This is a genomic window from Corynebacterium sp. NML140438 (genome assembly GCF_001875725.1).
Lineage (GTDB): Bacteria > Actinomycetota > Actinomycetes > Mycobacteriales > Mycobacteriaceae > Corynebacterium.
The window spans coordinates 139237-152825 of the sequence record NZ_MLCQ01000019.1; the positions used below are offsets into that span (position 1 = coordinate 139237).

Annotated in this window: 7 protein-coding genes; 3 read left to right on the forward strand and 4 right to left on the reverse strand. The window is 64.8% G+C overall.

Annotated elements, in window-relative coordinates; all coding sequences use genetic code 11:
* The first annotated feature begins 33 nt into the window (after positions 1–33).
* From BJP08_RS06650 to BJP08_RS06660, 3 genes are read left to right on the forward strand one after another with little or no spacing between them, the layout of a single operon-like run.
* Positions 34–1395, forward strand: a complete 1362-nt coding sequence (locus BJP08_RS06650; RefSeq protein ID WP_071568859.1) for a hypothetical protein — start codon at positions 34–36, stop codon at positions 1393–1395.
* Positions 1392–2396: a glutamate ABC transporter substrate-binding protein gene (locus BJP08_RS06655; RefSeq protein ID WP_255364788.1), complete on the forward strand. Its 1005-nt coding sequence runs from the start codon at positions 1392–1394 to the stop codon at positions 2394–2396. The genes BJP08_RS06650 and BJP08_RS06655 overlap by 4 nt, the downstream gene beginning before the upstream one ends.
* Positions 2383–4644 carry a serine/threonine protein kinase gene (locus BJP08_RS06660; protein ID WP_071568860.1) on the forward strand — a complete coding sequence of 754 codons (2262 nt, stop codon included), beginning with the start codon at positions 2383–2385 and terminating at the stop codon, positions 4642–4644. The genes BJP08_RS06655 and BJP08_RS06660 overlap by 14 nt, the downstream gene beginning before the upstream one ends.
* A gap of 282 nt (positions 4645–4926) precedes the next feature.
* On the opposite strand, the gene BJP08_RS06665 is transcribed toward BJP08_RS06660, so the two are convergent.
* The 4 genes from BJP08_RS06665 to pta form a co-directional block, all read right to left on the reverse strand.
* Entirely contained in the window at positions 4927–7383 is a 2457-nt protein-coding gene (locus tag BJP08_RS06665; RefSeq protein WP_071568861.1) for a hypothetical protein, read from the reverse strand.
* Between the two features lie 13 nt (positions 7384–7396).
* Positions 7397–10651: a YPDG domain-containing protein gene (locus BJP08_RS06670; protein WP_143110037.1), complete on the reverse strand. Its 3255-nt coding sequence runs from the start codon at positions 10649–10651 to the stop codon at positions 7397–7399.
* Positions 10652–10833: 182 nt separating this feature from the next.
* Complete coding sequence (locus tag BJP08_RS06675; RefSeq protein WP_071568863.1) at positions 10834–12036, reverse strand: acetate kinase; 1203 nt, start codon at positions 12034–12036, stop codon at positions 10834–10836.
* A complete protein-coding gene (gene pta, locus BJP08_RS06680) occupies positions 12037–13380 on the reverse strand; it encodes a phosphate acetyltransferase (RefSeq protein ID WP_071568864.1) in 1344 nt (447 codons plus the stop codon).
* Positions 13381–13589 lie beyond the last annotated feature (209 nt).

Sequence of the window (13589 nt, forward strand, 5' to 3'; positions counted from 1 at the left end):
AAATAGGCAGGGCATGGTGGTTATGGTTGAGGAATGACTGTCACGACGCCACCGCCCAGCGACGCCTGGTTGGATGATCTTGCGCTGCATCCGCAGCAGCGCGCGTCGAGTGGTCCGATCCGTGCGCTGCGCAGGTTGGCGGACTTCGCGATCACCACGCCGGGCAAGATGCTGGCGATGATGCTGGTGTTGACGGTGGCGGTGGGCGCGATTGGGTTCGCGCAGAGCCAGTCGATGAGTAAGCGCCAGCACGCGCTGGACGTGCTGGTACAGACGACGGAGCCGATGAGTCACTCCGCCCACGTCCTGCTCACGTCGTTGTCGCAGGCGGACACGGTGGCCACGACGGGCTTCGTGCAAACAGGGTTGATGACGCCGAATGAGGTGAAGGCGTATTTGGCGTCGATAGATCAGGCGGTGATCGCGGCGAGCGACATTTACGAGGGCGCCTCGGAGTTGACGCGGCCGGAGGACCAAGAGCGCATCCAATCCCTGGTGCGATCCATCCAGCGCGACCTGCCGCTGTACGTGGCGTTTATGGAGCGTGCGAAGGTGAACCAGCGCCTCGGCAACCCGGTGGGCGTGTCCTACATGTCGGAGGCGTCCGGCATGATGCGCGAGCGGATGATTACGTCGGCGAATACGTTGTTCGCGCTGACGCAGCGCCAGGTGGCGGTGGAGATGGTGCGCCTGAACGCGCCGCAGTGGGTGCCGCTTTCGGGCCTGGTGGCGGCGCTGTTGCTGCTGGCGGGTGCGCAGTGGTGGCTGTGGCGCACGTTCCGCCGCCGCTGGAACAAGGGGTTCGTGGCGGCGACGGCGGCGATGGTGGTGGCGCTCGCGTGGGTCGCGGGTTCGAATTTTGTGTCGTGGCGCTCAGGCGTCGTCGGGTTTGAGCAGGCAGCCGCGCCGTGGCGCCAGCTTACCGACGCCCGCATCCGCGCCCAGGAGACCCGCACCGATGAGACGATGACGTTGTTGCGCCGCCAGTCCATTGCGGAGTCGACGGAGTCATTCGAGTCCACGTACAAGACGGTGGGCTCCGCGTTGGATAGGGCGTCGGAGGCTCCGGAGGTGACGTCGGCAAGAATGGCGCTGGAGCAGTGGTCGCAGGCGCACGGCGAGCTGGTCTCGACGCTGGACGCCGGCCGCTTTGAGCGCGCCGTTGACGTGCTGATGGTCGATAGTCCCGACCACCCGAGCGCTTCTACCGCGTACATGGAGCTGGACGCGAACATGGTGACCCTGATCGAGGGGTCGCGGGCCGAGATGCGCAACTACATCCACACCTCCCTGGACGCGACACGGCTGGTGTCGACGGTGGTGGCGCTGCTGTCGCTGCTGGCCGTGATCTGCATGTGGTTCGGGGTGCAACGTCGATTCAGGGAGTACGTATGATGCGCAGGGCTGGGTCGTTGTTGGTGGCGCTCGCGGTGGCGGCGGGCCTGGCTGGGTGTGCTCCGAGGTCCTCGCTGGAAGAGCTGCCGACCGGTACGGCGTCCACGGCGCACGAGCCGATCCCGCTGCCGCCCGGCGCGCTGTTGGACGGGGCTGGCAAGCCGCCCTCGGCGAAATTTGTGCCGCACGGCCTGGACTGGGAGGGCTCGCTGCGCCCGCGCGAGGCCGCACCGGAAGATGATCCGGCCCTGGGGCGGATCCGGGAGCGCGGCCGCCTGATCGTGGGCGTGGAGCAGTCCCAGTACCTGCTGTCCTACCGCGATATGGTGCGCGGCGAGCTGCGCGGGTTTGAGGTTGAGCTGGCGCAGGAGATCGCTCGCGACCTGTTGGGGGACCCCGAGGCGGTGGACTTCCGCTTCGTGGACTCGGCATCCCGCGCGGAGCTGCTGCAGGAGGGCCGGGTGGACATTGTGATCAGGACGATGTCGATTACCCCGGAGCGCGCCGCCAAGGTGGCGTTCTCCACCCCGTACTTGAAGTCGCAGGTCAGGATGCTGGCCCCGAACGATCGGGGGATCACCAGCATGGATGATCTGCCCGAGCGCACCGTGTGCGTCGTCGACGGCACCACCCTGCTCAACATCGTGCGCACGCTCGCGCCGCAGTCGCCGGTGCTGCGCACCCGCTCCTGGTCCGACTGCCTCATGGCCACCCAGCAGTTCCAGGCCGACGCCATCATCGCCGACGACGCCATCCTCGCCGGCATGATCGCCCAGGACCCCCACACCGACATCCTGCCGGACGCGCTGGCGACCCAGTACTACGCCGTCGGCATCCCGCTCGGCAACGATTCGGTGGTGCGCCAGGTCAACGCGACCATCGAACGCATCCGCACCGACGGCACCTGGCACCGCATGTTCCAGGAGTGGCTGTCGGATTCCACCACAGACCCCTACCCCCCACCGCTGATGTACCGGGAGGAACCCAATGAGCACGAATGACCCAGGCACCGAAGCCGTCGCCTTCGACCCCTTCGCCGACGACGACGATGACGACCTCTTCGAATACGACGACTCCATGTCCGCCCTCCTCGACGACCTCGAGGCGCTGAGGAAGGAGAAGCAGCAGGAGGATACCTCGCAACGCTCGCGACGCCGCGCCCTCGACCGTTTCCGCGAGCTGCGCGGCACGAAGCGCGAAACCCGCACCGTCGCCGACGGCATGGTCGAACTGCCCTGGGTCCACCCCACCAACCCCACCGACGCCCTTCGGGACCCCTCCACCTTCGAGGGCGTGCCCGCCCCCGCCCTCAAGCCCGGCGACATGGTCGCCGAGCAGTACGAAGTCCTCGGCACCATCGCACACGGCGGCATGGGCTGGATTTACCTCGCCACCGACCACTTCGTCTCCGGACGCCATGTCGTGCTCAAGGGGCTACACTCGGCCCGCAACAAGGACGAGGAGGCCGCCGCCGTCGCCGAGCGCGAGTTCCTCGCCGACATCACCCACCCCGGCATCGTCAAGATTTTCAACTTCATCGACGACCCGCGCGTGCCCGGCGGGTTCATCGTCATGGAGTACGTTGGTGGGCCGTCGATAAGCAGGTGTGAGGTTGACATCGCGATCGCCTACATCCTCGAAGTGCTGCCAGCCCTCGACTACCTGCACTCGCGCGGCGTCGTCTACAACGACCTGAAGCCCGACAACATCATCGTCACCGAAGACCAGGTCAAACTCATCGACCTCGGCGCGGTCTCAGGCATCGGCTCCTACGGCTTCATCTACGGCACCAAAGGCTACCAAGCCCCCGAAGTATCTACCGACGGCCCCTCCGTCCAATCCGACATCTACACCATCGGCCGCACCCTCGCCGCCCTCATCATCAACCTCCCCCATGACGCCGACATCCCCACCCCCACCACCGAACCCCTCTTCCGCCGCTACATCTCCCTCTACCGCCTCATCGCCCGCTGCTGCGCCCCCAACCGCGACGACCGCTTCGACTCCATCCCCCAACTCGAAGCCCAACTCCTCGGCGTCCTGCGCGAAATACTCGCCATCCGCGACGGCCGCACCTTCCCCGCCCAACACTCACTCTTCTCCCCGCAACGACGCACCTTCGGCACCAAACACGTCGTCTTCCGCACCGACCAACTCATCGACGGCATCACCCGCACCGTCACCATCACACCCCAAGAAGTCAACATCGCCCTCCCCGTCCCACTTGTCGACGCCACCGACCCCGGCGCCGCCACCCTCCAAAGCACCACCTACTCCGAACCCTCCGAAACCCTCGCCGCGCTGCGCCAAGCCCTCGCCGAAGACCGCCACCCCGACTCCATCGAAATCCCCTTCGCCGTCGCCCGCACCCTCCTCGACCTCGGCTTCACCACCCAGGCGGGCACCTGGCTCAACTCCCTTGACGAGCGACTGCGGAAGAACTGGCGCTACCACTGGTACACCGCCATCACCAACCTCCTGACCAGCAATTTCACCGACGCCCAAGTCGCCTTCTCCCGCGTCCTGCAAATCCTGCCCGGCGAATCCGCCTCCAAACTCGCACTCGCCGCCGTCGCCGAACTCCTTCTCCAATCCGCCGACCTCCACGACACCGCGCTATTGGAACCCAGCGTGGCCCGCGGCGCCGCCGGCATGGACCGCCACCTCGATGAACTCCCCAACTCCGTCTTCGAGCACCTCGTTGACGGCGGGCTGCTCGCCGCCGACTGGTCCATGGTCACCACCAACCCCGCCATGCTCCGCTTCCACGCCATCCGCCTCTACGCCCTCGTCTGGAGCACCAACCCCACCACTGTTTCCTCCGCCTTCGGCCTGGCCCGCCAACTCATGCACGAAAACCAACCGGAACTTGCCGCCGCCGCCCTGGACCGCGTCCCCGTCGCCTCTCGACACAACCGGCTCGCCCAACTCACATCCATCCTCAGCCTCGTCACCGACCCCACCGAAGACCGCATCCGCAACGCTGCCCTGCGCCTCCAGCGCATCCCCAACACCGAACCCCGCTACCTCCAAATCAAAGTCTTCATCCTCCGCGCCGCCCTCACCTACACCCTCGACGGCCACCAACCCGACCCCTCCCCCATCCTCGACACGAAGTTCACCGCCCACGAACTCCAAAACGAACTCGCCAGGACCCTGCGCGCTCTGGCTAGGGTGGCGCCCTACCTCCAACACCGCTTTGACTTGGTCGACATGGCCAACAAGATCCGCCCCGTGACGTGGTTCTAGGTTTACCTCGAGGAACGCGCACCAGATTCCAGGGTTTCGGCGGGCGGGTTTTGCATTCCTCTAGGTCGCCGGGCTTGAGTGGCGAAATGTGGTGCGCTCACTCAAGGCGCCAGTGACAAAAGACGCACCCCTATTCCTATAGCCCTTTTACGAACTGCGCTTTTGAATGTCCAGCACTTTTAGCGTTGCGTCTTTTGTCACTGCCCACTCCCGACCCACAAAGAAATTCCCCCAGGTCGCGGGCTGGGATCCCTAAGACCTGGGGGAATTGCAGGTAGGAGCTTAGAATCCTCCCATGCCAACTGCGGCAGCGCCCAGAATACCGATCAAGGCGAGCAGGCCAACGACGATGCCGGCGATCGCGCCGCCGGACAGGCCGCCGGTTTCCCCACCCTTACCTGGGTTCTGCTGCTGGGCTGTCGAAGGAGCTGGGTGGGCGGTTGGGCGCCCCGACGGTTCGCTAGGGCGCGAGGTTGCCGGCGAAGGTGCGTCGTAGGTCCCGCTTGGCGCGGCGTTCAGTGAGGTCACTGGTGCTTGGCCGGCGCGGGTCGGGATGACGGCGTTGGCTTGGGTGGCTAGCGGCTTGGTTGGGCGTGGCCCGGCGCCGCCTTCCGCCTTGCCTACGGTCTGTTCTGCCCGGTTGAGCAGGTCGGAGTTCTTTTTGCGGAGCTCCTTGATGAGCTTCGCGGTGTCTTCGCCGTTGTAGTTGAGGACGGAGAACTCGATGGTGTCGTCGGCGACGATGTCGTTGTCTTGGTTGAACACCCGGAAGGTGACCGGCATGGTGGAGCCTGTGTAGCCGGCGGTGTTGGTGATGGGGACGGTGATCGGCAGTTTGGATTCGTCGCTGAGGGCGCCTTCGATGGTGTATTCCTGCTCGTATCGGCCTCCGGGGTAGGTGGCTTGGAGACGGAATTTGTGGATGTCGATGCCAAGGTTAGCGATCTCCATGCTGACCTTGGAGTCGGTCCGGTTGGCGATGATCATGTTGTCGGCGCCTTCTTCGGTGCGGACGCGCAGGCCGGCTTTGCCGTTGTTGAATTCGGCGGAGTAGACCTCGAGTTCGCGGACGGTTGGTTCGTCGTTGGCGTGTTCGTGCTCGTGGTCATGGTCGTGGCCGGGGGTGCCAGTGGTGCCGTGGGCGCGTCCGATTTGGCCGCCGATGAAGGCGAGGTTGGGCCAGTCGGGTTCGATGTCGTAGTCGCCGGTGTAGCACTGGACGGTTTTGCAGGCTTCGGGCAGCTTGCCCTGCGGGCGAGAGCGCTCGTTGGAGTAGCGGAAGTCGGTGAACTGGTAGAGGTAGTTCATGACTGAGAGGTAGCCGGGGACGTAGTCGGAGATGGGTCGGCTGGTGTCGGCGAGTGGCCCGGAGTGGGTGAGGCCGAGGTTGTGACCGAATTCGTGCAGGATGGTGTTTCGCAGTTGGTCTTGCGAGGTCATCATGCGGTTCTTTGCGACGTAGAATGCGCCGTCCCCGATCAGTGCGTTGCCTGAGGAGAAGTTGCTTCGGGTTTGTTGGTCGCCGATGAGGCCGACGCGGAAGACGGTTTGACGGCCTTTGAGGAGGCGGTCGCGGTCTTCGAGCAGTTTGATACCGGGGACTTTGCCTTCGAAGTAGTACGGCGTGAAGTCCTCAGTTGGGCCGCCTTGTGGGTTGGTGAGGCGCATTGGGTTGTAGTATTCGCCGGCGTCGATGTGCAGGTTGATGTTTTGTTCGGCGAAGGCGTCAACGAGGTCGTTGAGGGTTTGGCGGGATGGCCGGTACACGTTGGTGTTGGCTTCGGAGCAGTCGAGGAATTTGCGGAAATCTTCCTCGGTGGGCGCGTATTTGCGCTGTTCGGAGCACTTTTTGGTTTCCCATTCGGATTTCATCCAGTTGAGTTGGAGGAAGAGGTCGACCTTTTTGGGGTCGGCGCCCCATTGGTTGAGTGGGAAGCTGTTGCCGTTTTCGTCGGTGAAGCCGTTTTCTTCCCATTCGTCGGGGAATCCGTCGCCGTCGGTGTCGATAGTGCCTTGGGCGACGTCGAGGGTCATGGCGGTGGTGGCGCGTAGGGTGCCGTTGGCGGGTACTTCTTGTTCCCAGACGCCGGCGACGAAGTGGGCGTCGTCACTTGTGCCGCCGTTGATGGCGTCGTAGCGTTGGGGGCCTTTGCCGGTGCGGGTGGCGCCCATGAAGTCGATGTTGAGTTTGTAGCTGTTGCTGACGTCGACGTGGTAGCCGTCGCCGCGGGGGACGCCGGTGACTTGGAAGTCGCGGTCAATGATGCCGCTGGCCATTTCGACGCGCATGTTGGCGGCTTGGCCTGTGGTGTTGCGGAGTTGGACGGTGACTTGGATGGAGTCGTTGCCGACGAGGAAGGTGCGGGTCATTTCGACACCGGAGTTGGGGTCGGTGTGGCGCAGGACGACGCGGTCATGGTTGCCGACTGGACGTGCTTCGACGACTTCGGTGGCGTTGCCGACGTAGTTCATGGTTGACCCGTTGACGGCGCCGTCGATGTAGAAGGCGTTCTGCAGCAGGCGCGTGGTGCTTTCTGGGTGGTTGAAGTACATCCAGGACACGCGTGCTTTGTTGACGTCGACGCGGAGGTTGCCGCTGTCGGAGTCGCGGTTGACGCCGATGGCGAAGCTGCCTTCGGTGATTGCGGCGTCTGCGTGGGGGGCCACGACGAGGCCCGCTGCGACGCTGACGCTTGCGAGTACCGCTGCGATGCGTAGTTTGTTATTGGTGCCGGTCACTGTCGTTATCCTCTCAGCGCTGCTGGTTGATTGGGAATGCTAGGAAGGTGCGGAAGAAGTCGCGGTGTTCGTACAGGGAGTAGCCTAGCCCGCCGAGGAAGGCGAGGAGGCCGAGCACGAATCCAGCAATTTTCGCCCCAGTCGGGATTTCACTACTTGTCGACGACCCCTTCGCCACATCCTGCGGCCTGTTTGCGACCTCGACTCGGAGGAGCCTGTCGGCTTGGGAGCCGTCCGCGAAGCTGACCACGACTGGCACTGGCACGAGGCCAGGTTTCGCGCCAGCGGGTGGCGTGATGGTGAGTGCGCCGGTGGCGGCGTCGATGTCGATCTTCCAGTCGGCGAGGCCTTTCGGCAGCTGGCCGAGGGCGAACGCGTTGTCGGCGGCGCCGGCTGGCTTCGGCACCACGTAGGTGGTGACCTTGCCTGGGTGCGCCTTGATGGTGTCGGTGAAGGCGGGGGTGGCCTCGGCAAGGGACGGTTTGCCGTCGCTGGTCAGCACCGAGATGCGCGCGTTCGCGATGGTCGTGGAGCCGTCCGGGAAGCTGATGCGGACCGGGACTTCGCGTACGCCAGGCACCGCGTTCGGGCGGGCGCCGACGGTAAGCGTGCCGGTGGTGGCGTCGATACGGGTGTCGAGCCCGCCGACTGGGTTGAGCAGCGAGTAGTGCGCGCCCTTCAGGGTTGGGGTGAGCGTGGTGGTTTCGCCTGCGCGAACTTGTGTCGGCTCGTATGCGTGGGAGACCGCGCCGCCCATTGATGTGACGGCTGTGGCCTGCGCTTCCACGATCTTTTGGGAGCCATCCGCGAAGCTGACCACGATTGGGATGATGACGCGGTCCCCTACCTGCGCGTTTGCGGGTGCCGCGACGGTGAGGTCGCCGGTGGTGGCGTCGATGGCGGCTTTCCAACCCTCTGCGGCGAAGTCGGCGGAGATGGCGTAGGTGGCGCCCTTCGGCGCGACCTTCGGTGCGTGCGTGACGGCGTCCGCGCCGACGGGGACGCCGATTGGGGTCCAGGATGCTTCCTCGCGGTGGGCTTGCGAGTCGCGTGCGACGTTGAGCCGCACTACTTTCGAGCCGCCGTCGGGGAAGTTGATGCGCACGCCGAGGTCGTAGCTTTGGCCGGGCTTGGCGTCCTTCGGCAGGGAGACTTTGATCTGTCCGGTTTTCTCGTCGACGTCCACGCGCAGGCCTGCAACGCCGCCGAGGGCTGCCGCGCCTTCCGGTTCGAAGGTGACGCCGGCTTGGAGGTCGCCGGTGGGGGTGATGGTGACGGAACCGTCCTCGCCGACGACGGCGTCCTCGAAGCCCAGGTTGGACGTGTATGCCTGCGGCTTCGCGTCACGCACGCCGAGTACGGCTACGACTGTTTTGTGGGAGCCGTCCGAGTAGCGCGCCACGACCTCGACGTTGAGCGGCTTCGCGTCCTGCGCTGGCGCGGTGGCGGTGATGGTGCCGGTGGTGGGGTCGATAAAGAGGTCCCAGCCCTGGTACTTCGAGGCCTTCGTCGCGATAGCAAACTCCGGATCGGAGGCCGGGTCGAAAGGCTCGGTGAGGTGCACCGTGATGGTTTCGCCTGCGAAGGCTTCGCGGCGTTCGTACTCGAACTTCTGCGTCTCGGCGAATTGTGGCGCGAGCACCTGGAAACGAGCGATGATGTCCTGCGTACTCTCGTCCGGGTAGGTGACGGTGACGGGTACTTCGATGGTGCTGCCTTCCTCCGCGGTCAGTTCCGGGGAGAGTGTGATTTGGCCCGTGTGGTGGTTCAGTTTCGCACCTTCGAACTGCGTGCTAAACGACGCCTCCTTCGGCAGCGGCTGGCGTTCAAAGACCATGCCGTTGTAGCCGAGGCGCGCGTACGGTGCCGGTGAGGTGGCGGTGCCGCCGGCGCGGACGTAGGTGTTCGCGTAGGAAGACTCGTAGCGCTCGGCGTCTTTGGCGGCAGCGGCGACCTCGACAGTGATGGTGTCTTGCTCACCCTGTTCGGAGCGCACCTTGACGGTGTAGGTGCCCGGCTCCACGTCGCGCGAAGGCGCCACGTAGATGGAGCCGTTGGCGAAGACGGTGACCCAGTCGGGGTTGCCCGGCTCCGCGACCACGCGGACGCCTTGGGCGGCGCGGGTTGGGGTGGCGCCGGTTTCTTCACCGGCGCGGATTTTGATGGGGGCCCACTCGAATTGGTCTGGGGTGGCGGGTCCTGCTGGGTCGGATGGGTTGGGCGTGCCGCCCGGGTTGTTCGGCTCGGGGGCGTTCTCGTCCACGGTGAGCGTGAAGGAGCTTCGCTTGCGCTTGCCGTCCTCCGCGATCGTATTCACGACCACCTCGGAGGTGCCTTCCTTCGTCGGGGTGCCAACGATTGCGCGCTGCTCACCGTCGTATTCCAGGCCGTTCGGCAAGCCTTCAACTTCCACGGAGGAAGCGCCCTCGACGTCGAGTGGGATGTTGACGTCGCTGCCGGGGCGCACGGCCGGGACCTCGGAAGGGGCGATGTTGGATTCTTCGGGTTCGCCGAGTCCTTCGGTGTCGGCGACGGTGATGGTGAAGGTCTCCTGGAGGATCTCGCCGGCGCCGGTGACGCGCACGGTCACGTCGAAGGTGCCGGTCTCCGTGGGGCGACCGTTGATAAAGAAGTAGGAACCGATGCCGCGGCGGGTTTGCTCGGAGGCCCCCAGGCCTGCTGGCAGGCCCTTTACCTCAAGCACCGCGTCGTCTGGCACATTCCACGCCATGACGCGACGTGGCAGGATCAGGTGGTCCTTCCAGTACTTTTGGTCCTTGATCGGTTCGAGCGTTGGGCCGTCAGCGAGGGTGACGTTGGCTTCGACGTTTTTGGTGGAGTTGTCGGCGAAGGTGATGGTCACCGGCACCTTGAACGTGGTGGTTTCGATGTTCTCGTCGGCGGTGGCGTTGAGCGTGCCATCTTCGGAAAACGTGAGGTGCCAACCGGTGGGCGTCGAAAAGCCCTCCGAGAGTTCCCACTTCACGGGGGTGCCGATTTTGTTCCAGACGGCGGTCCAAAAGTTGCGCTTCAGCTCAGGCCTCGACGTGGCGGTCTCACCGGGCGCGACGACGAGGTCCGGGAACGTGACGTCCGTACGGCTCGCCTCGGTGCGTGGCGTTTTCCATGACGTGGACTCGGCAGAGGCCTCCTGCGCCGTGGCGGTGCCCGCCACTGCCGGAACGCCACTAATTACTAACGATGCCCCAAGCGCGCAGGCCGCCACCGACACCCCACTACGCCGATTCGCCCCTTTGCGACCGCTCATGTTTCCCATCATCGTTCCTTCTTAAACCTGTCCGTACATTACTAAACGCTACTCAGTGTACTCACTGTGCAGACATTTGCTTTTACGGCTGTTGACATGCCGTTCTAAAGTCTAACGAATAGAGGCTGCACAATAAAGGTGTTGAACAATGACGGGGCGCAGCTCACAGCACCGCCAATAGGCTAGGCCCGACGTGCCAGCGCCGCCGCCTTTTGCGCGATGGCGAGCTCCTCGTTCGTGGGCACGACGAGGACTTTCACCTTGGAGTCGTCGGCGGAGATGATCCGGGGGCCGTCGTTGGGCAGGGAGTTGCGCTCGGGGTCGATCTTCACTCCGAATTCCTCCATATTGTCCAGGGCGTCCGCGCGCACGTACTTGTCGTTTTCGCCGACGCCCGCGGTGAACGTGATCGCGTCCACCCTGCCCAGCGCCACCATGTAGCTTCCGATGAAGCTGCGCAGCCGGTTGATGTAGACGTTGTAGGCGAGCCAGGCGTCGCCGTCCTCGTTTTCGATCATGGCGCGCAGCTCGCGGAAGTCGTTCACGCCGGCCAGCCCCTTGACGCCGGAGCGCTTGTTCAGCAGCTCGTCGATCTCGTCGATGCTCATGCCAGCGTGACGCGCCAGGTGGAAGATGACACCCGGATCGACATCCCCCGAGCGCGTCCCCATCACCAGCCCGGCGAGCGGGGTCAACCCCATCGACGTATCAATCGCGTGCCCGTTCGCCACCGCCGAGCACGACGCACCGTTGCCCAAGTGCAGCACGATCTGGCGAGTGTGGTTCGGGTCCGTCCCAATCAACGCCGGTACCTGGCTGGAGACGAACTCGTGGGAGGTGCCGTGGAAGCCGTAGCGGCGGATCTGGTTCTGACTGGCCACCTCGGCGTTGATGGCGTACAGCGCCGCGGCCGGCGGCAGGGAGTGGAAGAAGCCCGTGTCGAACACCGCGACGTGCGGGATGTCCGGCAGCAGCTCCCGGGCCACCTCGATGCCGTCAATGTTCGCCGGGTTGTGCAGCGGCGCGAGCGGCACTTGCGCCCGTATCATGTCCACAACCGGGTCCACGATGATTTCGGGCCCACTGAACACCATGCCGCCGTGGACCACGCGATGCCCCACCGCCACCACGTCGAGCTCCTTCGGACTCACGCCGCGTAGCGCCAGGCGCTCGAACGCCTCCTCAAGCCCGGCCTTGTGCGAAGGGATGGATTTTTGCAGCACCCAGCGGTCCTCGCCGTGTGTGATGGTGATGCGGCCTTGGGGTTCCCCGATCTGCTCCACAAGCCCGGCAACAAACGGCGCGTCGGAAGCGTCCGAATTCGGGTCGACGATCTGGAACTTCACCGAGGAGGAACCGGAGTTAATCACCAGTACGTAGCTCATTTACTTCACCCCTGCCTGAATCGCGGTCACGGCCACAGTGTTCACAATGTCGTCAACCGTCGCGCCGCGCGAAAGGTCGTTGACCGGCTTGTTCAGCCCTTGCAGGATCGGGCCGACGGCCAGCGCGCGACCGGTGCGCTGCGCGATCTTATACCCGGCGTTGCCCGCCTCAAGGTCGGGGAAGATAAACACATTCGCCTGCCCAGCCACGGGTGAGTCCGGCGCCTTCTGCTTCGCGACGCCACCATCGCACGCAGCGTCGAACTGAAGGGGGCCGTCGATAATTAAGTCGGAATTAATAGTACGGGCGGCGGCGACAGCCTCGACCGCGCGCTCCACGTCGGGGCCCGCACCGGAGGTGCCCGTGGCGTAGGAGAGCACCGCAACCTTCGGGTGGATACCGAATTGAGCGGCGGTCAACGCCGAGCTCACAGCGATTTCGCCGAGCTGCTGCGCGGATGGGTTGGGGTTTACGGCGCAGTCGCCAAACACCCAGAGGCGGCCCTGCATCACCATCAGGAAGATCGACGACACCACCGAAGCCTCCGGGCGCGTCTTGATGATCTGAAACGCCGGCTTAATGGTCTCCGCCGTCGTGTGCACCGCACCCGAGACCATGCCGTCCGCGCGCCCGGTGTGCACCAACATGGTGGCGAAGTAGGAGACGTCCTGCATCGTCTCGCGGGCCTGCTCCAGGGTCACACCTTTGGACTTGCGCAGCTCGGCGAAGGTCTGCGCGAACTCCTCGGCAAGGTCGCAGGTGCGGTGATCCAGCAGCGTCGCCGCCGAGACGTCCAGCCCAAGCTCTTGCGCCTTCGCGGCGATCGCGTCCACGTCCCCCAGCAGCGTCAGCTTCGCGACGCCCTCCTCCAACAATCTATGCGCCGCCTCCAGCACGCGGGGATCCTCACCCTCCGGCAGAACGATGTGCGCGCCGACCTCGCGGGACTGGCCCAACAGGCGCGACCCGAAAACCAGCGGGGACATCACCGGCGCAACCTCCGGGATAGTGAGGTCGGCCGCCTCCGAGACATACGTGACCGTGGCGAGCAGCGTCGCACCGTAGCGTTCCACCGTCCGCCGCGCGAGGGTGGCGCGCTGCGGGGCGTCGATAAGCACGATGACCGCCGCGCCGAGTGCCGCGGCGAGCTCCGCATCGAAGGAGCACTCCCCCTGGCCCACAAACAACGTGTCCTGGTCCTGGCCCGCGCAGGCGGCGTAGGCATCAGCGAGCGTCTCCCCCGTGACGTGGACGGTGCGCAGGCCGTGCTGCGCCGCGAGCGCGTCAGCATCAGCACTGCCGAGGTTCGTGTTCGTGCAGGTAAGCAGTAGATGATGAGCCATAACCCAACCTTTAGAATCGTGGCGGACATAAATGCGTATCATTCTACAGCCCCACCACAACACGCGGTCTGACAATTGGGTCCCAGTTCACATTTCTTTGATTTCTGGCGTTGAGTCTCACTTTCGGCGGTGGGTGGCCGCTGGCTCGGTGGCGCGCGGGCCGCCGGCTCGCCTTTCCAAAAAAGTTCCCGCGCCCGGGAACCATTTTG